Below are 21,252 nucleotides of genomic sequence, written 5' to 3'. Positions count from 1 at the left end.
AGATTAGCAGATCATCGCTGGCAGCTCTCCCACACTTGGCGAATCAGGATTTTCAACTTCAGCGCCTCGGCCCAGCGGTCGCTGATTTCACCGCCGTTTGCATCCGTGATTGCATAGGGCGGCGGGCCCAGTTCACAGGTGAATGACAGGCTATTGGGCGTGTCGGGCCGGGCCAGCCAGTCTTCGATCCCGTAGCGCCACCAATCGGTAAAGCGTTCGACCCAGGCTTGGTGCTGAGGGAAATCCACAGAGACCTGCACCTGTTCACTGCTGGCCACCCGGCCGTGAAAGCCCCAGCTATGGCGCAATATTGTGCGTATGTGTTCGTCGTCCTCAACCGCGCCAGGCTCCGGCAACTCCCGGCCGACGACGTAATGGGACAGGTCGGCCAGCAGCTTCAGGTTGGGCATCTGTGCAAGCAAGTCGAGGGTGAACAACAGGTCGTTGGTAAGCCGGTAGCGATGGGTTTCCAGCAGGATCGGAAAGTCCACCTGTTCGGCCAGACGCTGCCAGCCTTCGACCAACCGGGCCGCCTCGCCCAGCGTGCGCGGGCGTACATCGGCCTGCAGGGTGAGGTGGTGGCAGCCATAGCGGCTGATCACATCCAGCGCGGCGGCCAGGTCATCCACCGATTGCGGGAACAGCTGGCCTTCGATCTGCAAGCCCCTGGCGCTGGCGGCAGCGTGCAGGCGCGCGACCTCGGCGGGTTTCCAATAATGGTCGGTGATGCCGTCAAAGCCGGCGGCGGCGATGCGATCGAGCTGGGCTTCCAGCGGCCCAGGTTCAGTCTGCATGGCCCAGAGGGATTGGAACACCAGCAATTGGCGCATATCAGCCTCGCAGCAAATGTTTAAGGGAAACGTCCGGGTCGGCCAGGTCGGCCGCATTGAGTGCAATGCGCGCGCTGATCAAGCGTTCGCACAGCTTGATGTCCTTGGCCACACCATTGCCGAGCGCCCAGCCGCAAGCGCCTTGTAAATGCCCGTCGGTATCCAGGTGGAACAACAGCAAACCGCCGCCCGGCAGTGCCCGGCTGACCGTCAGCGGGGTCATCACGCCGACGGTCTGCAAGCCCCAGTCGTACTGGTCGGACCAGAAACCCGGCATGGCCTCGAACGGCAACTCACGCCCGAGCATATTCAGCGCAGCATGGCGGCCTTGGGCTTCGGCATTGCGCCAGGTTTCCTGGCGTTGATACAGGCCACCCAGGCGAAACTCACAGACATCGCCCGCCGCATAAATGTTCGGCGCACTGGTGCGCAGCTGCGCGTTGACGCGAATGCCCTGCCCTACTTCCAGCCCCGCGGCTGCGGCCAGTTCCAGATTGGGTTGCATGCCAATGCCGACCACCACCCGATCGCACGGCAAGCGTTGCCCATCGACCAGTTGCACCGCGTCGGCGTCGATGGATTCGAGTGCCACATTCAGATGAACCGCCACGCCTTGCTGGCGATGCACATCCAGCAGCGCTTGGCTGATCACCGGCGGCAACACCCGGCCCGCCAAGCGTGGGCCTGCTTCAAGCACCGTGACCTGGCAGCCCAGGCCGCGCGCGGTCGCCGCCACTTCCAGGCCGATAAAACCACCGCCGACCACCACCAGCCGCGTGCCGGGGCGCAAGGCGTCGCGCAGGGCCAGCGCCTCATCATGGGTGCGCAGGTAAAGCATGTTCGCCTGCTCCACAGGCCAGCGTCGCGCCCGGCCGCCAGTGGCCAGCAGCACACCGGCAAAGTCCAGCCATTGGCCGTCAGCCAGTTGCAGCCGTTGCTGCTGCGGCTCCAGGCGCGTGACCGGGTTGCCGGCGATATGTTCGATGCCCAGCGCGGCCATGCGCTGGCTGTCACACAGGCTGCAACCCGCCAGGTCCGTACTGCCTTGCAGCAAGCCCTTGGATAACGGCGGGCGCTCGTAGGGCAAGTGCGGTTCATCGCCGATCAGGATCAGGCGCCCGGTGTAGCCTTCTTCGCGCAAGGTCAGCGCCGCACGGCCACCGGCATGGCCGGCGCCGACGATGATCAGGGGGGCGTTCATGCTCACGCCGTCACGGCGAGCAAAACCCGCCCCGCTTCGACCCGCACCGGGTAGGTTTTGAGGTTGACGCACACCGGCGCGCCGAGGGCCTTGCCGGAGCGGTAATCAAAGCGCCCGTTGTGCTTGGGGCACTCGATCACGTGGTCCATCACCAGGCCGTCGGCCAAGTGGATTTTCTCGTGGGTGCACAGGCCGGCAGTGGCAAAAAATTCATTCTCGGCCGAGCGGTACACCGCGTAAGTGTGCGGCCCATGGTCGAAGCGCAGCACGTCTTCTTCGTCAATTTCGCCCACGGCGCAGACGTCGATCCATTGATCGTTCATGGTGTTTTTCTCTCTATGAATGGCCTTGCTTGTGGCGAGCGAGCTTGCTCGCGCTGGGCTGCGAAGCGGCCCCAAGTTCGGCAGTCGAGTGGTGTCTGAAAGAATGCGGTGGTTTTTATTGGGGCTGCTGCGCAGCCCAGCGCGAGCTAGCTGGCTCGCCACTGTGAGTGGGGCGCTGCACGAAATAGCTCGGGTCGCTGCGCTGCTTCCAGATCGTCGGCAGGATTTCCTTGTACGCCTCAAGAATATTCGCGTACGGCGGCGGGCAGTCGCTGCGGATCTCTTCGTGCAGTTGCGCCAACGCGTGGTACGGCACCATCGGGTACATGTGGTGTTCGAGGTGGTAGTTCATGTCCATGTAGATAAAGCGCAGCACGCGATTCATGTAGATGGTGCGGCAGTTGCTGCGGTGGTCCAGTACATCCTCGGCCAGGCCCACATGCTGGGTGAGGCCGAACAGGTAGCCGAGCCAGGCGCCATACAGGCTCGGCAGGCCGACCAGCATCAGTGGCAGCCAGCTGTGCAGGTACAACGCGGTGCCGATCACCAGCGCATAAATGCCGACCCAGATCCGCGCAGCACGGAACACCTTGGGCCATTCGGACTCGGGGATGAAGTCCTGCTCCTGGACGCTCATCTTGCCGAGCGCATGGCGCGCCACGCCGCTGAAAGTTTTCCAGGCCAGCGGCAGGTTGAACAGGCTCAGGCCCATCATCACCAGGCTTGGCGGGCGCGGCTCGACGATCTCCGGGTCACGCCCGACCACGATGGTGTCGGTGTGGTGCCGCGCATGGCTCCAGCGCCACACGTGTGGCTCGAAAATGCACATGAAACTTGCCACCTGGTACAACCCATCATTCATCCAGCGGGTCTTGAAGGCGGTGCCGTGGCCGGTCTCATGCCAACGCGGGTTGGACGCGGTGCCGTAGAGCACGCCGTAAGCCATAAAGAACGGCACGCACGCCCACGAACCCCAGAACCAGTAGCCGCCAAACCCCGTGACCAGCAGCGCGGACACCCACAGGGCCGTATCGAGCAACGCCGGACCGTCGCGGCGCTGCATCAGTTCTTTCATGCGTTTGCGCGAGATCGGCGATTGATACCAACTGGCCGAGACCAGGCCCTTCTCTGCGGCGCGGGCAGCTTCCGGACCGGTGAGGCTGTAGTCGCGCCGGGCGCGGTGAGGCGTGTGTTCAGACATTGTTATTGTTCTCCGCAAGCGTTGGGTAACAGGTGCTTTGCGAACAAACCATAGAGCGCGGATAAATCCGCCTCAAGGCCTTGAATCCATTCCCTATCAAGCTATCATCCAGGCCCAGCGGGGCTTGATAGTTTTCTATCAAGACGTTTGAGAGGCCTGTCATGAACAATAATAAACGCCCGACCATCGCCACCGTTGCCGCCCAGGCGGGCTTGAGTGTGGCCACCGTCGACCGCGTACTCAACGCCCGTGCGCCGGTGAACCCGCAGACCGCCGAGCAGGTGTTCCAGGCCGCCGAAGCCGTGGGTTATTTTGCTGCACGGCTGATTGGCCAGCGCATTCGCGAACGGCGCCCCACTTATCGCTTCGGCGTCCTGTTGCTGGGCACCGCTCAAGCGTTTTACGCCAACCTGGCGCAGTCGATCAGCGCGGCTGCGCAGCATCACGCTACAGCCAACCTGACCTGCCAGTTCGACTACATTCTCGACCGCACACCCAGCGCCATCGCCGCACAGATCGAGCAATTGGCGGTGCAGTGCGACGCCCTGGCGGTGGTCAGCTTTGCCCATCCGTTGATCAACGCCACACTGGCGCAGGTGCGCGAAGCCGGCGTGCCTGTGGTTGCGCTGCTCTCGGATATCCACGAACACGCCTTGGAGGCTTATGTGGGCCAGGACAACCATGTGGTCGGGCGCACCATGGGCTGGCTGCTGGCGCGCACCTGCGGCGCACGCAAAGGCAGCGTCGGCATCCTGTTGGGCGGCCATCGTTTTCTCGGCCACCAGGCACGGGTTGAAGGCTTGCACAGTTACCTCGCCGAACATGCGCCGGGGCTCAAGCCGCTGGAACCGCTGATCAACCTGGACAACAGCGACATCACTGAAGAAGCCACCCTCGACCTGCTCACCCGCCACACCGACTTGCGCGGCCTGTGCGTGGTGGGCGGCGGCGGTGACGGCGTGATCAATGCCCTGGCGCAACTGCCCAAGCGGCCGGCGCTGTGCTGCATTTTGCAGGAGTCCACCGCGTTGTCGCGTGAGGCGCTGAGCCGGGGTTTGATTGATGTGGTGATGGACTCACAGCCACGGCAGACGGCGACCGCGCTGATCGAATTACTGGTGGCGTTGCAGACCGCCGAGGCCTTCGACCCGCTGCGGCACAGAGTGCATATCCCACTGCAGATCGTGACCTCGGAGAACCTGTCCAACTGATACACAACGATCAAAAACTGTGGGAGCTGGCTTGCCTGCGATTGCGGTGGGTCAGTGACACATTTATCGACTGACACTCCGCAAATCGCAGGCAAGCCAGCTCCCACAGGTGACCGAGTTTCAGTCCAGATCGGTAGCGTGTGGGTGGGGTTTGAGCTGCGTCACAAATAGTTTGGAAAACTATGGAGATCCAAATGTGGGAGCTGGCTTGCCTGCGATTGCGGTGGGTCAGTGACACATTTATCGACTGACACTCCGCAAATCGCAGGCAAGCCAGCTCCCACTTTTCACCGGGTTTTGCTTGGGGATTACGGCACGCGAAAATCCCCGGCGCTCAACCCGAACCGGCTCATCTTGTTGTACAGCCCGCCACGCGACACGTTCAACTGCCGTGCAGCCAAACGGATATTGCCACCGGCAGCGGTAAGCGCGGCGACGATAGCGTGCCGCTCATGGCTGCTCAGGTCCTGTGCGGGCTGAGGTTCGTAAGGGCGCAAGGCTGCACGCTGCTGGGTTTCAAGTGGCAAATCGGCAGCCTGGATCAATTCCCCCATCGCCAGGTTGGTTGCCCGCTCAATGCTGTTTTCCAGCTCACGCACGTTGCCGGGCCAGCCGTAGGCCGCGAGCAACACCAGTGCATCCGGCGAAAAACCCTGAACCGCTTTGCGCATCGAACGGGCGCACCGACTGAGGAAATGCCGCGCCAGCAGCGGGATATCGTCACGGCGCATGCGCAACGGCGGCACGGTCAGGTTCAAGACATTGAGACGGTAGTAAAGGTCTTCACGAAACGCACCCTCTGCTACCGCCTGGCTGAGGTTGCGATGGGTGGCGGCGATAATGCGCACATTCACTGAGCGGGAGCTTTTTGCGCCGACACGGGTGACTTCACCTTCCTGTAATACCCGCAGCAAACTGACCTGGGCGTCGAATGCCATGTCGCCAATTTCATCGAGAAAAATCGTGCCGCCATCGGCCAGTTCAAACTTGCCCGCCGAGCCGCCACGGGCGGAGCCGGTGAACGCGCCCTCGACATGCCCGAACAATTCGCTTTGCACCAGGTCCCGTGGGATCGCGCCGCAATTGACCGCCACAAACGGGCCTTTATGGCGCTCGCTACCGTTGTGAATCGCCTGGGCAAACAGCTCCTTGCCGGTGCCGCTTTCGCCGAGGATCAAGGTGGTGGAATCGCTGCGGCTGGCGATACGCCCCAAGTGCAACGCGTCCTGGATCGCCCGCGAATTACCCTGGATGGTTTCAAAGGTGTAGCTGGCCTGGGTGCCGATAATACGCCGGGTGATTTCGCGGATACGCCGGCTTTCGCGCAGCGACACAATCACCCCGCCCTGCTCCAGCGGGCATACCGACACCAGGCACGCCAGTTGGCTGCGGTCGTGCAAGTGGAAGGTGCAGTCAAGGTCACGCACGCCCTCGCCGGCCCGCAGCAACATGGCATCGCTCAGCTCACTGCGGCCCAGGCGCTGGAACGGGCTGCCGAGCAGTTCCAGGCCGACGCGGAATAATTGCCGGGCGTAGCGATTGAGCGCCTTGATGCAGCCACGCTCATCGAGCACCACCAAGCCTTCGTTTAGCACCTCGAGCACCGTCTGCTGTTCCTCCAGCAGCGCTTGCAACGCCATCTGCCGCGCCACCGCCTCGGCGGCCGCTTGCACAGTGCCCAGGGTGTGGAAATGAAACCAGCCGGGCTCGGCAGTAAGCGTCAGCATGGCCAGGGTCTGGCCCTGGGCATTCTTGATCGGCGCGGCGGCGCAATGCATGCGGCGTTCACGCAGGCCACGGCCAAAGTTTTCCTCGGCCAGCACGTACACCAGGCGGTCTTCGGCCAGGGCCAGGCCAGTGCAGTTGGTGCCCTGTACCGATTCCAGCAGGCGACTGCCGATGGGCGTGATATCCAGCCCGCAAAAATACAGGGTCGTGCCCTCAGCGTCGGTGAGGTTGATGTGCCCGCGCGGGTTGTAGGCCAGCAAGCCGCGCATGACCTGCGCCGCCGCCGCGATCAGCACGCGGTGAGTCGCCAGGGTGGCCGCCAGCGCGTCGGCGGCGACAAACCGGTATTGGCTGTCATCCGGGCTGATACCCGCCTCGACACTGCCCCGCCACGAATCCCAAATCACCTGCCGAACGTCGGCCGGGCGTTCAACCACGCCGGCCTGACACGCCTGCCATGCCTGTTCCAGCGCGGCAATCGGGCCGTCGTTCAGCGAAGCCGGCCCCAGGGCCGTGAGGTAGTCGAGGTCTTGCACGCTGAAAGCCATGGGAACGGGGGTCATTGCGGCAGTCCATGTTCATATTTTTGACATGTCAGTATAGGCATGTCATCAGAATGAACACTTATTGTTTATAGAATTTTATAATCCGTTAAATATCAACATCTTAAATATTGGCATAGTGCTTGCTTTTACCCCATAGCCGTTGACAACTGTCCCGCGGCCAACAATAAAAAGGGGTCATTGCATGAGTACACAGAACATCCGCCTGGGTTTGATCGGTGCCGGTCGCATGGGCAGTTTCCACGGCCTGACGGCCGCCCGCCACATCCCCGGCGCCTGCCTCGCCGCCATCGCCGACCCCACGCCCGGCCAGGCCGCACGCCTGGCGACGGAGCTGGGCGTGAACAAGGTCTACACCGACCCACAGCAACTGCTCGACGACCCGGAGATCGATGGCGTCCTTATCGCCGCCCCCGCCCGCAGCCACGCCGAACTGGTGATCAGCGCTGCCCGCGCCGGCAAGGGTATCTTCTGCGAAAAACCCATGGCCATCACCCTCGATGAAGCCGACCGCGCCATCGCCGCTGCTGCCGATGCCCGCGTGCCGCTGCAAGTGGGTTTCAACCGGCGTTTTGCCAAGAGCTTTCGCACCGCCCACCTCGACGTGGCGGCCGGGCGCATTGGGACGCCACAACTGCTGCGTTCGCTGACCCGCGACCCGGCGCTCAACAACCCCGCCAACTCGCCACAGTGGGTGATCTTCCTCGAAACCTTGATCCACGACTTTGACACCCTGCGCTACCTCAACCCGGGCGCCGAGGCGGTGCAGGTCTACGTGATGGCCGACGCATTGATTGCGCCGCAATACAAAAGCAAAGGCTTCCTCGACACCGCCGTGGTCACGGTCCGCTTCGACAATGGCGCCATCGCCACCGCCGAGGCCAACTTCCAGGCGGTCTACGGCTACGACGTGCGCGGCGAAGTGTTCGGCAGCGCAGGCATGCTGAGCATGGGCAGCCTCAACGAATCCGACCTGGTGCGCTACCTGGCCCACGGGGTCCAGGCCGACACTCAGCGCATGGACACCGACCTGCTGCGTGACGCCTACATTGCCGAGCTCAACCACTTCGTCGAGTGCTTGCGCACCGGCGCCAAACCTCTGGCCAGCGGCGAAGACGCACGTGCTGCCCTGGCGATTGCCCGCGCCTGCATCGAGTCGTTCGAAACCGGCAAGGCCGTGGCCGTGCCAGGAGCCCGCCGATGATGCCGTTTAAGCTGGCGGTCAGCGCCGAGATGGTGTTTCTCGACCTGCCCTTCATCGAACGCGTAAAGCGCATTCATGCCCTGGGGTTCAGCGCCGAAATCTGGAACTGGACCCACAAGGACATCGGCGCACTGGCCGCCACCGGCGCCGACTTCACCTCCATGACCGGCTACATCAGCGGCACCCTCACCGACCCCGACGGTATCCGTCAGTTACTCGACAGCGCCCGCGAGTCCCTGGGTGTTGCCGCACGCCTGAACTGCCCCAGCCTGAACCTGCACGGCACCGGCCTGGGTGACGGTGGCCTGCCGGTGCAGCCGGTGGGCCAGACCACCGCACGCATGTGGCTGAGCGCGTGCAAGACCCTGGAAAAAATCGCGCGCCTGGGCGAAGACGCCGGCCGCGTGTTTTTGCTGGAAAACCTCAACACCGACGTCGACCACCCCGGCGTGCCGTTTGCCCGTGCCGACGACACCCTGGCGCTGATCGAAGCCGTCGGCAGCCCGCACCTGAAGATGAACCTGGACCTGTACCACGCGCAAATCGGCGAGGGCAATCTGATCGAGCTGATCCAGCGCGCAGGCAGCGCCATCGGCGAAATCCAGGTGGCCGACGTGCCAGGACGCAAGGAGCCGGGCACTGGCGAGATCCACTACCCGGCCATCGCCAGGGAGCTGCACGCCATCGGCTACAGCGGCGTGGTCGGCCTCGAAGGCTGGGCCAGTGGCGACAGCGAGCTGGCGCTGCAACGTTTCCGCCAGGCCTTCACCCTATAACAAAAAAAGGAACCGCCTCATGCCTCGTTACGCATTGATCGTTGCTGCTTTTTTACTGCTGTTCAGCCAATGGACCTTCGCCGCTTACCGCATCGGCGTGAGCATTGCCCGGGTTGACGATAACTTTATGACCTACGTGCGCACCGGCCTGGAAGCCGCCGCCAAACAGCAGAATGTACAGATCCAGTTCGAAGACGCCCAGGGCGACGTGGTCCGCCAGCTCAATCAGGTCGAAGGCTTTCTGAACCAGAAAGTCGACGCGGTGATCGTGCTGCCGGTGGACACCGCCGCCACCGCCAACATGACCCGCGCCGCCGTGGCCGCGAAGACGCCGCTGGTGTACGTCAACCGCCACCCGGACGAACGCACGCTGCCCAAAGGCGTGGTCACGGTGGCCTCCAACGACATCGAAGCCGGGCAATTGCAGATGCGCTACCTGGCGGAAAAGCTCGGCGGTAAAGGCAATGTCGCGATCATCATGGGCGACCTCGCGCAGAACGCCACCCATGACCGCACCGAAGGCGCCAGGCAGGTGCTCAAGGACTTTCCCGGCATCAAGGTGGTCGAGCAGCAAAGCGCCGAATGGCAACGCAGCAAAGGCATGGACCTGACCAGCAATTGGCTGCTGGCGGGCACCCAGTTCGATGCCATCGTGGCCAACAACGATGAAATGGCGATTGGCGCGGCCATGGCATTGCAACAGGCAGGCAAGGCCAAGGGTGAAATCGCGATTATCGGTATCGACGGCTTGCCCGATGGCCTCGCAGCGATCAAGCGCGGGATGCTCACCGCCTCGGTATTCCAGGACCCCAAGGCGCAAGCCACACAGGCCGTGGAGTCGGCGATTCGGATGATCAAGGGCGAACCGATTGAATCGGAAGTGTGGGTACCGTTTGAGTTGATCAAGCCGGAGCAGGTGGCGGTGTTTGAGCAGCGCTACAAATAGTTTGGAAGAATTCGGAGATCCAAATGTGGGAGCGGGCTTGCTCGCGAAAGCGCAGTGTCAGTCCCCCATTTCATAACTGACCCACCGCATTCGCAGGCAAGCCAGCTCCCACAGGTGACCGAGTTTCAGTCCAAAATCGGTGTGCTTCAACTGCCTCGGCCAGCGCAACGTGTGGGTGCCGTTCGAGCAGCGCTACAAATAGTTTGGAAAACTATGCAGATCCAAATGTGGGAGCGGGCTTGCTCGCGAAAGCGCAGTGTCAGTCAACCATTTCATAACTGACCCACCGCATTCGCAGGCAAGCCAGCTCCCACAGGTGACCGAGTTTCAGTCCAAAATCGGTGTGTTTCAACCGCCTCGGCCAGCGCTACGTGTGGGTGCCGTTCGAGCAGCGCTACAAATAGTTTGGAAAACTATGGAGATCCAAATATGGGAGCGGACTTGCTCGCGAAAGCGCAGTGTCAGTCACCCATTTCATAACTGACCCACCGCACTCGCGAGCAAGCCCGCTCCCACAGTTTGATCCAGTTTCAGTCCAAAATCGGTGTGGTTCAACCGCCTCGGCCAGCGCAATGTGTGGGTGCCGTTCGAGCAGCGCTACAAATAGTTTGGAAAACTATGGAGATCCAAATGTGGGAGCGGGCTTGCCCGCGATTGCGCAGTGTCAGTCACCCATTTCATAACTGACCCACCGCATTCGCAGGCAAGCCAGCTCCCACAGGTGAACGGGTTTCAGTCCAAAATCGGTGTGTTTCAACCGCCTCGGCCAGCGCTACGTGCGGGTGCCGTTCGAGCAGCGCTACAAATAGTTTGGAAAACTATGGAGATCCAAATGTGGGAGCGGGCTTGCTCGCGAAAGCGCAGTGTCAGTCACCCATTTCATAACTGACCCACCGCATTCGCGAGCAAGCCCGCTCCCACAGTTTGATCGAGTTTCAGTCCAGAATCGGCGTATTTCAACCGCCTCGGCCAGCGCAACGTGTGGGTGCCGTTCGAGCAGCGCTACAAATAGTTTGGAAAACTATGGAGATCCAAATGTGGGAGCGGGCTTGCTCGCGAAAGCGCAGTGTCAGTCACCCATTTCATCACTGACCCACCGCATTCGCGAGCAAGCCCGCTCCCACAGGTGACCGAGTTTCAGTCCAAAATCGGCGTATTTCAACCGCCTCGGCCAGCGCAATGTGTGGGTGCAGTTCGAGCAGCTACAAATAGTTTGGAAAACTATGGAGATCCAAATGTGGGAGCGGGCTTGCTCGCGAAAGCGCAGTGTCAGTCACCCATTTCATAACTGACCCACCGCATTCGCGAGCAAGCCCGCTCCCACAGGTGACCGAGTTTCAGTCCAAAATCGGCGTATTTCAACCGCCTCGGCCAGCGCAATGTGTGGGTGCAGTTCGAGCAGCTACAAATAGTTTGGAAAACTATGGAGATCCAAATGTGGGAGCGGGCTTGCTCGCGAAAGCGCAGTGTCAGTCACCCATTTCATAACTGACCCACCGCATTCGCGAGCAAGCCCGCTCCCACAGTTTGATCGAGTTTCAGTCCAAAATCGGTGTGTTTCAACCGCCTCGGCCAGCGCAACGTGTGGGTGCCGTTCGAGCAGCGCCACAAATAGTTTGGAAAACTATGGAGATCCAAATGTGGGAGCGGGCTTGCCCGCGATTGCGCAGTGTCAGTCACCCATTTCATAACTGACCCACCGCATTCGCGAGCAAGCCCGCTCCCACATTTTTGATCGGGTTTCAGTCCAGATCGGTGGCGTTGTGGCGCTCAGCCAGTTGCTCTTCAGGTGCCCCGGACACCCGGTTCACCCGCCGCCCACGCTGCACCGCCGGCCGGGCTTCAATTGCCTCGGCCCAGCGCAGCACGTGTTTGTATTCGTGCACCGACAAAAACTCCGCCGACGCCCCATACAAACGGCCTTTGACCAAGCCGCCATACCAGGGCCAGATCGCAATATCGGCAATGGTGTACTCATCGCCGGCAATGTACTCACTCACCGCCAGGCGCTGGTCGAGCACGTCCAACTGACGCTTGGTTTCCATGGCGAAGCGATTGATCGGGTATTCCATCTTGCTCGGCGCATAGGCGTAAAAATGCCCGAAGCCGCCGCCCAGATACGGCGCGCTGCCCATCTGCCAGAACAACCACGACAAACACTCGGCACGCGCAGCAGGCTCGGTGGGGAAGAACGCACCGAACTTCTCGGCCAGGTACTGCAGGATCGCACCCGACTCGAATACGCGAATCGGCGTGTCACCACTGTGGTCCATCAACGCCGGGATCTTGGAATTGGGGTTGACGGCCACAAAGCCGCTGCCGAACTGGTCGCCATCGCCGATCTTGATCAGCCACGCGTCATATTCCGCGCCGGTGTGCCCCAGGGCCAGCAGTTCTTCGAGCAGGATGGTGACCTTCTGCCCATTCGGCGTGGCCAGGGAATACAGCTGCAACGGGTGCTTGCCGACCGGCAGTGCTTTCTCATGGGTCGCACCGGCAATGGGTCGGTTGATGCTGGCGAAAGTGCCGCCACTTTCGGTGTCCCAGGTCCACACCTTCGGGGGTAGGTAGTCGGTCATGCTCACTTCTCCTTGATTTGAGTACTGTTCGATGCGGCCAGTTGGACCACGTTCCATCCGCCGCCCAGCGCCTTGATCAGGCCCACATTAGCGCTTAATTGCTGGGTTTGCAGTTGCAGCACACTGCGCTTGGCTTCCAGCGCCGCCACTTGGGCGGTCACCACATCCAAATAGGCCACGGCGCCCTGGCGATAACGCGAGGTCGACAGGTCTTCGGCGTATTGCGCGGCGGCGGCCGCGTCACGCTGGTCATCCAGGGCACTGCCCAGGCCGGCGATCTGCGACAGGTTGTCTTCCACTTGCTCGAAAGCGCCCAGCACCACGCTGCGGTATTTGGCCGCGGCTTCGTCGGTCGCGGCCTTGGCGATATCCACCTGGGCCTGACGCGCGCCGCCATCAAAGAGCGTGCCGACCAGCGACGGGCCGATGGCCCAGAACAGGTTCGGTGCGCTGAGCAAACGCGCAAACTCGTCACTCTGATAACCGCCCTGGGCGCTCAAGGTGATCTGCGGGAACCACGCAGCCTTAGCCACGCCGATACGCGCATTGGCCGATGCGATGCGACGCTCGGCAGCGGCAATATCCGGGCGGCGCTGCAGCAGGCTCGACGGCACGCCAGTGGGCACGTTGGGCAAGGCAATCGGCGCTACATTGACGGCGACGGTATAGGTTGATGCCGACTCACCCAGCATCGCCGCAATCGAATGCTCCAGCAGCGCCCGTTGCACCAGGCTCTGTTTGAGTTGCGACTTGACCGTCGACAGCTGCGTGCGCGCCCGCGCCACGTCCAGCCCGGACACGATACCGCCGCCGTGCAAGCCTTCGGTCAGGTTCAGGGCTTTGGTGTAGGCGTCTCGGGCCTGCTCCAGCAGCAACTGGTTTTGCCAGTCGATGCCACGCAGGCGAATGTAGCTGTCAGCCAATTGCGCTTGCAGGCTCAGGCGTACCGACGCAAGATCGGCCCTGGCTGCCTCCGAGTCACTGGTGCCCGCCGCAACCGTGTCGCGCACGCGGCCCCACAGGTCGACTTCATAGTCCACCTCAAGCCCCAGCGTGGCGGAGTTGTAGACGTCCGGCGAGGTGGCCGAGCGCAGCGGTCTGGTGTCCGACTGGCGAATACGCTGGCCGCTGCCGTTGGCCGAAAGTTTGGGAAACAACCCCGAACGGTCCTGGGCCAGGAACCCCTGGGCCTGCTGGTAATGCGCAAGTGCCGCGCTCAGGTCCGGGTTGTTGTCGAGCAACTGCTGCTGCATCGCGTCCAGCTGCGGGTCGTTGTAGATGCGCCACCAGCCGTCACGGTTGGCCTGGTCGTCGGGCGCGCCGACGGTCCACGGGCCTTGGGTGTGAAACTGCGCGGCAATGGGGGTTTGCGGCACTTCAAGCGGCGGCGCCAACGAGCAGGCGCCCAGGCTCAAGGTGACGAGCAGGCCCAGCAGGTTGTGCTTAGCCATGGGTTTTGGCCTCGGCGGAAGCGGCTGCCAATTGCACCGAGTCATCATCGGCCAGACCATCCGGCGGCGTATCGATCACGCGGTCGGCCGCTTGCAGGCCGCTGGCGATTTCCACACTGTCGCCAAAGTCACGGGCGATGGTGACGGTTTTGAAGTGCACATGGTCCTGGCTGTCGAGGGTGGCAACGCGCATGCCTTTGTCATCGAACACCAGGGCACTGGACGGTACGCGCAGCACGTCGGCCTGCACCGGCAAATCAAACTGCACGCTGGTGTAGCCACCGGGCAGCAGGCGGCCGCCGGGGTTGTCCACCAGCAGTTGCACCAAGGTGCTGCCAGACGCGGCGTTGACCGCATCGGCGGTGGCGATCACCTTGCCGGTGAAGGTTTCGCCGCGATACTCCGGCACGCTCAGGCGCGCCGTGGTGCCTTCGCGAATCTGTGGCGAGAAGGTCTGCGGCACCTGCACATACACGCGCAAGCGGCTGACATCGGCCACCGCAAACAGCTCTTTGCCGGCGGTGCCGCCAGCGCTGATCAACGCGCCCACGTCGGTGCTGCGCGCGGTGACCACACCGGCAAACGGCGCGACCAGATGCTGGAAGCCCTTGGTCGCCACCAACTGCTCGACATTGGCTTTGGCCGCCGTCACCTTGGCCTGCTTGGCGGTCAGGTCGCCAGTGCGCTCGTCGACGTCCTGGCGCGACACGGAGTCGGTCGCGAGCATCGCCTGCCAGCGCTTAGCGGTGGTTTCGGCCAGGTGTTCATCGGCCTGGGCCGAAGCCAAAGTGGCGCGGGCTTGCAGCAGTTGCTGGTCGAGTTCCGGGGTGTCGATTTCGGCCAATACCTGGCCAGCTTTGACACGGGTGCCGATGTCGACATTCCAGGATTTCAGGTAGCCATTGACCCGGGCAAAGATCGACGCCCGCGAATAAGCCTCCATGCGCCCCGGCAAGTTGAGTACCGGGCCTTGCGCTTGCACCACCGGCGTGACCAGGTTGACGCTGGGCAGTGCCTGGGCGTCGGTCCAGGTCTTGAGATCACGGGACTCACTGGCGCGCACACTCAGGCCGACACCGACGATGACCACCACCGTCACCCCGCCCACGACCAGCCACAGCAGGCCACGGGACGGTTTTTTTTGAGAACTGGAAACGGACATGTCAAACCCCTTGGGAAACGGTAGTCGCCAGCGTGGCGTGTTGCCGACGCCCGTGGACCAAACTGAAAATCAACGGCACCAAAATCAACGTGGCGATGGTGGCAAACGCCAGCCCGCCGATCACCGCACGCCCGAGCGGCGCGTTCTGCTCGCCGCCCTCGCCCAGGCCCAAAGCCATGGGTGCCATGCCGATGATCATCGAGATGGCGGTCATCAACACCGGCCGCAGCCGGGTGAAACCGGCCTCCAGCGCGGCCTGCACGGCATCGCCATGCACGGCCAGGCGCTCACGGCAGAAGCTCACCACCAGAATGGCGTTGGCGGTGGCCACGCCCATGCACATGATCGCTCCCGTCAAGGCGGGCACCGACAGCGGCGTATGGGTGACAAATAGCATCCACACAATGCCCGCCAATGCCGCCGGCAACGCGGTGATGATCACAAACGGGTCGGCCCAGGACTGGAAGTTGACCACGATCAGCAAGTAGATCAGCACCACCGCGCCCAACAGGCCGAACAGCAAGCCACTGAAGGCTGCGTTCATGGTCTGCACCTGGCCCTGCAAAATCACCTTGGAGCCGGTCGGCACTTCACCGGCGTGGGCCGCGATGATCTTCTGGATATCGGCGGCGACGCCACCCAAATCGCGGTCCTGAATCGCCGTCAGCACCTCAACCACCGGCTGGATATCCGACTGGCTGAACACCGAACTGCTGTGGCTGCGCTGGATATTCGCCAGGCCGCCCAAGGTCTGGTCGGTGGCCGCGCCATTGCTGCCGCTCAGCGGCAAGTTGTGCAGTGCGGCCAGGCTTTCCAGGTTGTATTGCGGGGTTTGCATCACGATCGGGTAGGAAATGCCGTTGGCCGGGTTCAACCAGAACGTCGGCGCCACTTGGCTGGAACCGGCAAGGTTGACCACCAGGCTGTTGGTCACATCCCGTTCGGTGAGGCCGACCAACTGCGCACGGGTGCGGTCCACGTCGATATTGAACGTCGGCAATTGCCGCGACTGCTGGATGCGCGCATCCACCACCCCCGGTACCCGGCGAATATCACGCAGCAGCGCGCTGGCATAGGTGAAGTTAGCCGCCAGGTTATTGCCGGTGATTTGCAGGTCGATCGGTGCCGAAGAACCGAAGTTGAGGATCTGCCCGACAATGTCCGAGGCCGGGAACGAGAACACCGCGCTCGGGAACTCTCGTGGCAGGGTTTCGCGCAATTGGCGCATGTACTCGGCGGTCGGGCGATGGCCTTCGTTAAGGCTGATCTGGATATCGGCGTCCTGGGAACCCACGGTGCCGGTGTTGTTGTACACCACGTTGATACCGCTGATGGACAGGCCGATGTTGTCGACCAAAGCTTTGAGTTCCTGGGCCGGGACGTTGCGGCGGATCGCGTTTTCGATGTCGGCGATCAAGTGCGCATTACTCTCCACCCGTGTGCCCACCGGGGCGCGTACGTGCAACAGGATCAGCCCGGAATCGACTTCGGGGAAGAAGTTGCGGCCCAGGAACGGCACCAGTGCAAACGACACGGCAACAAACGCCAGCAGGCCGATCACCACCGCGCGACGATGGTGCAAGGCGCCGTGCAACACGCTGTGGTAACGCTCGCGAAAGGCCTCAAAACGCTTCTCGAAACCGCGCTGGAACGTCACCAGCGGGTTGCGCGACGGCGCATGCCCGTCCTCGCCGTGTACATGCGGCTTGAGCAGGTAGTTGGCCAATGTCGGCACCAGCGTGCGCGACAGCAGGAACGAGGCGATCATGGCAAAGATCACTGCTTCGGCCATCGGCACGAACAGGAAACGCGCCACACCATCAAGGAAGAACATCGGCACAAACACGATGCAGATACACAGCAGCGAGACAAACGCCGGCGTCACGATTTGCGCCGCGCCGTCGAGAATCGCCGTCTGCACCGGCTTGCCCTGTTCCAGGTGCCAGTTGATGTTCTCGATGGTCACCGTGGCATCGTCCACCAGGATGCCCACCGCCAGCGCCAGGCCGCCGAGGGTCATGATATTCAGGGTCTCGCCCAGCGCCGAAAGCGTGGCTATCGAGGCCAGGATCGCCAGCGGAATCGAGGTGGCGATGATCACCGTCGAACGCCAACTGCCGAGGAACAGCAGGATCATCAGACTGGTCAGCGCCGCCGCGATCAAGCCTTCACGGGCCACGCCGCTGATGGCCGAGCGCACGAACAGCGACTGGTCGCCGATCAGGTCGATATTCAAGTTGGGCGGCAACGCAGCCTTGTTGTCGGCAAGCTTGTCCTTGATCCCGGCGATCACGCCCAAAGTCGATGCCGAACCGGTCTTGAGCACCGGCAGCAGCACCGAGCGGTTGCCGTTCACATGCACGATGTTGGTTTGCGGCGGGTTGCCGTCGCGCACGGTGGCCACGTCACGGATCAGCACGGTGGTGCCATCGGCGGTCTTGATCGGCAGGTTTTCCAGGTCATGGAAATCCGACGGCGAATTGTTCAGTTGCAGGTTGAATTCGTAGCTGCCGATCTTCTGGGTGCCCACCGGCGTAATCAGGTTCTGCGTGGCCAGGGCGGTGGCGACGTCCTGCGCCGACAGGCCACGGGCTTGCATGCGCGCCGAATCGAGGTCGATCTGCACCTGCCGGCTCTTGCCGCCGAACGGGTATGGCAGTGCCGCGCCGGGCACGCTGGTGAGCATCAGGCGCACCTGGTTCAGGCCGATATCACCCAGGCGCTGTTCGCTCAGGCCCGGCCCAGAGAGTGCAAGCTGCACGATCGGTACGGTGGAGGCGCTGTAGTTGAGCACCAAAGGCGGCACGGTGCTGGGCGGCAATTGCCGCAGGATCGCCTGGGACACCGACGTCACCTGGGCGTTGGCAGTACTGATGTTGACGCCGGGCTGGAAGAAGATCTTCACAATCCCGTAGCCGTTCATCGACTGCGCTTCGATATGGCGAATGTCGTTCACGGTGGTGGTCAGCACCCGCTCGAATGGCGAGGTGATGCGCCCCGCCATCTGGTCAGGCGGCAAACCGGTGTACTGCCAGATCACCGCAATCACCGGAATGCGGATTTCCGGGAAGATGTCGGTCGGCGTACGCCAGGCCGCCAGCGGCCCGACGATCAGGATGAAAATAGCCAATACCACAAAGGTATAGGGGCGCAGCAAGGCGATGCGCACGAGGTTGAGCATAAGAGGTGATCCAGACAGGAGATTGGTCGGTCAAGCAGGCTTCGCCATGCCGTTTTCCCGCCTCGCCCCATGCACGTCCTGGGGTTTTTGTAACGACATCCAGGTCACAAAGAGGCATATGCCACGATATCGAATTTAGTGGCATACGCAACTAATTTGTTTCAAGCTGTCTCAGTTTTCATCTGGAACGTCAGTTCGGTCCGAAAGACCTTGTCCTGACAGGTCGCGCAGGCATAATCAGCCGCGTCGTGTTTTGTATCAGAGAGTATCTGCCCTTGAAATCTGCCCCGCCTTGCTCCGAGAGCCCCAGCACCTGCGTCAACGGTGCCGTGCGCCGCACCTCGCGCCGCCTGGGCCAGATCTATGACGAGGCGTTCGCGCCCTGCGGGCTCAAAGCCACGCAATACGCGCTGCTCAACCGCATCGCCAAGGCCGGCACGCCGAAGATGGGCGAGCTGGCACAAACCCTGGTGATGGATTTGTCCGCGCTCGGTCACACGCTCAAACCGCTGGTCCGTGACGGCCTGGTGGAGCTGCGCGTGGATGAACTCGACCGGCGTACCCGGCGCGTGCTGCTGACCGAACACGGCAAGCGCACCCACCTGGCGGCCAAGCGTATTTCCACGCAAATGGCCGAACGCTTCGATCAGGCATTCGGCCGTGAAGCCGCGGCGCAACTGCGCCAGACCCTGGACTTTATCGCCTCCGACGAATTTGCCCGCACCCTGTTGGCCAAGGACGCCTAAGCGACCCACCGTGACAGTGAAAATGCGCCATTGGCCCGCAGCTTTAGCCAATGGTTGCTGATGCGTTTGCAGGTAGACCCGACATGAGCGACAGCCTCGAAGACATCCTCACCGAGCACCTGAAGGTGGTGTTCTGCGGCATCAACCCCGGCAAAGGCTCCGCCGCCCTCGGCCTGCACTTCGCCAACCGCAGCAACCGCTTCTGGCGTACGTTGCACCTGGCCGGCTTTACGCCCCATGAGATCCGCCCCGAAGCGGGGTGCAGCTTGCTCGACTACCACTGCGGCCTGACCACCCTGGTGGAGCGCCCGACAGCGAGCGCGCGGGAATTGGCGCGGCATGAATTCAACGACGCAGCCGTAGCGTTTGAACAGAAAATCCGCCGCTGCCAGCCACGCTTCGTGGCCTTTCTGGGCAAGGTCGGTTATAGCGCGGTGTCCGGCCAACGCGAGGTTGGCTGGGGGTTGCAGCCGCCGTTATTGGGCGGCGCAGCGGTATGGGTGCTGCCCAACCCCAGTGGGCGCAATTTGGCGTTCAACCTGGAGCAGTTGGTGCAGGCCTATCGGCAACTGTGCGAAACCATTGCACAGAGCGATCCAGTGCCCTTAATCTCCTGATCGAATCACCTGAAAGCAATCACCTGAAAGCAACGGAGGCTTCATGAAACTGGTAGGCATGCTGGACTCGCCTTACGTACGCCGCGTGGCAATTTCCCTGGACCTGTACGGCGTGGCGTTTGAACATCAGTCGGTGTCGGTGTTCAGCACCTTTGAGCAGTTCCACGCGATCAACCCGGTGGTCAAGGCGCCGACCCTGGTGCTGGACGACGGCACCGTGCTGATGGATTCCAGCCTGATCCTGGACTATTTCGAAGCCCAGGCCCCCACCGACAAGAAGCTGCTGGCGCAAGCGCCTGGCGCCCGCGCCCACGAACTGCACCTGCTTGGGCTGGCCCTGGCGGCCTGCGAGAAAACCGTGCAGATCGTCTATGAGGACAATCTGCGCCCGGCAGAAAAACGCCATGAGCCATGGGTAGACCGCGTGACCGCGCAACTGTTGGCCGCCTATTCAGTGCTGGAAAAGCACCTTGCCCAACCCACCGACGCACCGCTGACCCAGGCGGCGCTGACCGCGGCAGTCGCGTGGTCGTTCACCCAACTCAAACTGCCGTCGGTGCTCGACCCCAAGGCGTTCCCTAACCTGCAACGTCACGCCGACCGGCTCGAACAGCACCCGGCGTTCAAGCGCTACCCCATCGAGTAGCAGGCCTAGACCCAGCCACCATCCACAATAAAGTTCTGCGCCGAACACATCGCCGAGGCATCGGCGGCGAGAAACAACGCCATATTGGCGATGTGTTCCGGCAGCACGCTGCCGGGCAGGCACTGGCTGCGGCTGATCAGCTCCTTGGCCGCATCATCGACCCACATCGCCAGTTGTTTGTCGGTCATGACCCAGCCGGGCACCAGGGTGTTCACGCGGATATGGCTGGGGCCCAGTTCCCGTGCCAGGGCGCGGGTCATGCCATGGGCAGCCGCCTTGCTGGCGGCGTACACCGGGTAGCCGGCAGACGCCATCATCCACCCCACCGAGCCCAGGTTGATGATCGCCCCGCCACCGGCGCGTTTCATCATCGGCACCACGGCCTTGGCGGCAAAGAACGCGTGCTTGAGGTTGACCGCGATCAGCCTGTCGAACATCGCCGAATCGACTTCTTCCAGGGTGTGACGCACATCGTTGGCCGCGTTATTGACCAATACGGTGATCGGCCCCAGCGAGTGCTCAAAACGCTCGATCGCCGCCTTGTAGGCGATTTCATCGGTAATGTCGCACCACACGAACTCAACGTTGTAGCCCTGGGAGTGCAGCAGCGCGGCCAGGCGCTCGCCCTGGCTTTGCGCCCGGTCCACAAAACCCACCTTGGCCCCCTGGGCGGCGAACGCACGCACCAGGAACTCGCCAATGCCTGAGGCACCACCGGAAACCAGAACGGTCTTACCCTCAAGGTCGGGGTAAACAGCCTGTGAAGTCATCATATAAAAGGTCGCCCCACTCAATTAGTCTTATTTTATTTTGCAAACAGGCCGTAAAAGGCTATAAATCTGCTGCTGCAACGACAAAATATCGCACATTAGTAGAACTATTCCACT

At 62.2% G+C, this 21,252-nt stretch carries 17 protein-coding genes; 7 read left to right on the top strand and 10 right to left on the bottom strand.

The features are described 5' to 3' along the window. Window positions 1-11: 11 nt before the first annotated feature. The 4 genes from QF043_RS10970 to QF043_RS10955 form a co-directional block, all read right to left on the bottom strand. Window positions 12-830, bottom strand: a complete 819-nt coding sequence (locus tag QF043_RS10970) for a sugar phosphate isomerase/epimerase (protein ID WP_307418485.1) — start codon at window positions 828-830, stop codon at window positions 12-14. 1 nt (window position 831) lies between these two features. Further along, window positions 832-2,031 carry an NAD(P)/FAD-dependent oxidoreductase gene (locus QF043_RS10965; protein WP_307418484.1) on the bottom strand — a complete coding sequence of 400 codons (1,200 nt, stop codon included), beginning with the start codon at window positions 2,029-2,031 and terminating at the stop codon, window positions 832-834. Window positions 2,032-2,033: 2 nt separating this feature from the next. Further along, window positions 2,034-2,354, bottom strand: coding sequence for a MocE family 2Fe-2S type ferredoxin (locus QF043_RS10960; RefSeq protein WP_017134582.1), 321 nt, complete (start codon window positions 2,352-2,354; stop codon window positions 2,034-2,036). 115 nt (window positions 2,355-2,469) lie between these two features. Beyond that, a complete protein-coding gene (locus tag QF043_RS10955) occupies window positions 2,470-3,555 on the bottom strand; it encodes a fatty acid desaturase family protein (protein WP_307418483.1) in 1,086 nt (361 codons plus the stop codon). Window positions 3,556-3,716: 161 nt separating this feature from the next. On the opposite strand from QF043_RS10955, the gene QF043_RS10950 reads away from it, so the two are divergent. Further along, window positions 3,717-4,766, top strand: coding sequence for a LacI family DNA-binding transcriptional regulator (locus QF043_RS10950; RefSeq protein ID WP_307418482.1), 1,050 nt, complete (start codon window positions 3,717-3,719; stop codon window positions 4,764-4,766). 308 nt (window positions 4,767-5,074) lie between these two features. On the opposite strand, the gene QF043_RS10945 is transcribed toward QF043_RS10950, so the two are convergent. Next, complete coding sequence (locus QF043_RS10945) at window positions 5,075-7,057, bottom strand: sigma-54-dependent Fis family transcriptional regulator (protein ID WP_307418481.1); 1,983 nt, start codon at window positions 7,055-7,057, stop codon at window positions 5,075-5,077. Between the two features lie 184 nt (window positions 7,058-7,241). Between QF043_RS10945 and QF043_RS10940 the strand changes: the two genes are divergently transcribed. The 3 genes from QF043_RS10940 to QF043_RS10930 are packed head-to-tail and all read left to right on the top strand — an operon-like array spanning window position 7,242 to window position 9,983. Beyond that, window positions 7,242-8,261 carry a Gfo/Idh/MocA family oxidoreductase gene (locus tag QF043_RS10940; RefSeq protein ID WP_307418480.1) on the top strand — a complete coding sequence of 340 codons (1,020 nt, stop codon included), beginning with the start codon at window positions 7,242-7,244 and terminating at the stop codon, window positions 8,259-8,261. Continuing rightward, window positions 8,258-9,037 (top strand): TIM barrel protein, encoded by a 780-nt coding sequence (locus tag QF043_RS10935; RefSeq protein WP_307418479.1) that lies wholly within the window; start codon window positions 8,258-8,260, stop codon window positions 9,035-9,037. Before QF043_RS10940 ends, QF043_RS10935 begins: the two co-directional genes overlap by 4 nt. A 19-nt stretch (window positions 9,038-9,056) precedes the next feature. Continuing rightward, entirely contained in the window at window positions 9,057-9,983 is a 927-nt protein-coding gene (locus QF043_RS10930) for a sugar ABC transporter substrate-binding protein (RefSeq protein WP_307418478.1), read from the top strand. Window positions 9,984-11,725: 1,742 nt separating this feature from the next. Here QF043_RS10930 and yghU read toward each other — a convergent pair. Genes yghU through QF043_RS10910 form a run of 4 tightly spaced genes read right to left on the bottom strand, consistent with a single transcriptional unit; the run spans window position 11,726 to window position 18,356 of the window. Further along, a complete protein-coding gene (yghU, locus tag QF043_RS10925; RefSeq protein WP_307418477.1) occupies window positions 11,726-12,562 on the bottom strand; it encodes a glutathione-dependent disulfide-bond oxidoreductase in 837 nt (278 codons plus the stop codon). 2 nt (window positions 12,563-12,564) lie between these two features. Next, on the bottom strand, window positions 12,565-14,013 hold the full coding sequence (locus QF043_RS10920; protein ID WP_307418476.1) for an efflux transporter outer membrane subunit: 1,449 nt from the start codon (window positions 14,011-14,013) through the stop codon (window positions 12,565-12,567). Then, entirely contained in the window at window positions 14,006-15,175 is a 1,170-nt protein-coding gene (locus tag QF043_RS10915) for an efflux RND transporter periplasmic adaptor subunit (protein WP_307418475.1), read from the bottom strand. The genes QF043_RS10920 and QF043_RS10915 overlap by 8 nt, the downstream gene beginning before the upstream one ends. 1 nt (window position 15,176) lies before the next feature. Then, the gene (locus QF043_RS10910) at window positions 15,177-18,356 is read right to left on the bottom strand and encodes an efflux RND transporter permease subunit (protein ID WP_307418474.1); all 3,180 of its coding nucleotides are present in this window, start codon (window positions 18,354-18,356) and stop codon (window positions 15,177-15,179) included. A 275-nt stretch (window positions 18,357-18,631) separates the two neighbouring features. Here QF043_RS10910 and QF043_RS10905 point away from each other — a divergent pair, with 275 nt between their 5' ends. The 3 genes from QF043_RS10905 (at window position 18,632) to QF043_RS10895 (ending at window position 20,365) form a co-directional block, all read left to right on the top strand. Beyond that, window positions 18,632-19,102, top strand: coding sequence for a MarR family winged helix-turn-helix transcriptional regulator (locus QF043_RS10905; RefSeq protein ID WP_235593120.1), 471 nt, complete (start codon window positions 18,632-18,634; stop codon window positions 19,100-19,102). An 83-nt stretch (window positions 19,103-19,185) separates the two neighbouring features. Next, window positions 19,186-19,719, top strand: coding sequence for a G/U mismatch-specific DNA glycosylase (gene mug / locus QF043_RS10900; protein ID WP_307418473.1), 534 nt, complete (start codon window positions 19,186-19,188; stop codon window positions 19,717-19,719). 43 nt (window positions 19,720-19,762) lie between these two features. After that, the gene (locus tag QF043_RS10895) at window positions 19,763-20,365 is read left to right on the top strand and encodes a glutathione S-transferase family protein (RefSeq protein ID WP_307418472.1); all 603 of its coding nucleotides are present in this window, start codon (window positions 19,763-19,765) and stop codon (window positions 20,363-20,365) included. Between the two features lie 5 nt (window positions 20,366-20,370). Here QF043_RS10895 and QF043_RS10890 read toward each other — a convergent pair whose 3' ends face one another. Then, window positions 20,371-21,138, bottom strand: coding sequence for an SDR family NAD(P)-dependent oxidoreductase (locus tag QF043_RS10890; RefSeq protein WP_307418471.1), 768 nt, complete (start codon window positions 21,136-21,138; stop codon window positions 20,371-20,373). Between the last annotated feature and the right edge of the window lie 114 nt (window positions 21,139-21,252).

The sequence above is a fragment of the Pseudomonas sp. W3I7 genome (assembly GCF_030816095.1).
GTDB lineage: Bacteria > Pseudomonadota > Gammaproteobacteria > Pseudomonadales > Pseudomonadaceae > Aquipseudomonas > Aquipseudomonas salomonii.
Note: the sequence above shows the minus strand (reverse complement) of the source record. Positions and strands in the feature narration are given on the sequence as shown.

Bases quoted from the DNA above. Each gene is read 5' to 3' on its own strand.
- mug (WP_307418473.1), top strand. From the start codon at position 19,186: ATGAGCGACAGCCTCGAAGACATCCTCACCGAGCACCTGAAGGTGGTG.
- QF043_RS10910 (WP_307418474.1), bottom strand. From the start codon at position 18,356: ATGCTCAACCTCGTGCGCATCGCCTTGCTGCGCCCCTATACCTTTGTG.
- QF043_RS10960 (WP_017134582.1), bottom strand. From the start codon at position 2,354: ATGAACGATCAATGGATCGACGTCTGCGCCGTGGGCGAAATTGACGAA.
- QF043_RS10965 (WP_307418484.1), bottom strand. From the start codon at position 2,031: ATGAACGCCCCCCTGATCATCGTCGGCGCCGGCCATGCCGGTGGCCGT.
- QF043_RS10955 (WP_307418483.1), bottom strand. From the start codon at position 3,555: ATGTCTGAACACACGCCTCACCGCGCCCGGCGCGACTACAGCCTCACC.
- QF043_RS10940 (WP_307418480.1), top strand. From the start codon at position 7,242: ATGAGTACACAGAACATCCGCCTGGGTTTGATCGGTGCCGGTCGCATG.
- yghU (WP_307418477.1), bottom strand. From the start codon at position 12,562: ATGACCGACTACCTACCCCCGAAGGTGTGGACCTGGGACACCGAAAGT.
- QF043_RS10890 (WP_307418471.1), bottom strand. From the start codon at position 21,138: ATGATGACTTCACAGGCTGTTTACCCCGACCTTGAGGGTAAGACCGTT.
- QF043_RS10920 (WP_307418476.1), bottom strand. From the start codon at position 14,013: ATGGCTAAGCACAACCTGCTGGGCCTGCTCGTCACCTTGAGCCTGGGC.
- QF043_RS10915 (WP_307418475.1), bottom strand. From the start codon at position 15,175: ATGTCCGTTTCCAGTTCTCAAAAAAAACCGTCCCGTGGCCTGCTGTGG.
- QF043_RS10895 (WP_307418472.1), top strand. From the start codon at position 19,763: ATGAAACTGGTAGGCATGCTGGACTCGCCTTACGTACGCCGCGTGGCA.
- QF043_RS10945 (WP_307418481.1), bottom strand. From the start codon at position 7,057: ATGACCCCCGTTCCCATGGCTTTCAGCGTGCAAGACCTCGACTACCTC.
- QF043_RS10930 (WP_307418478.1), top strand. From the start codon at position 9,057: ATGCCTCGTTACGCATTGATCGTTGCTGCTTTTTTACTGCTGTTCAGC.
- QF043_RS10970 (WP_307418485.1), bottom strand. From the start codon at position 830: ATGCGCCAATTGCTGGTGTTCCAATCCCTCTGGGCCATGCAGACTGAA.
- QF043_RS10935 (WP_307418479.1), top strand. From the start codon at position 8,258: ATGATGCCGTTTAAGCTGGCGGTCAGCGCCGAGATGGTGTTTCTCGAC.
- QF043_RS10950 (WP_307418482.1), top strand. From the start codon at position 3,717: ATGAACAATAATAAACGCCCGACCATCGCCACCGTTGCCGCCCAGGCG.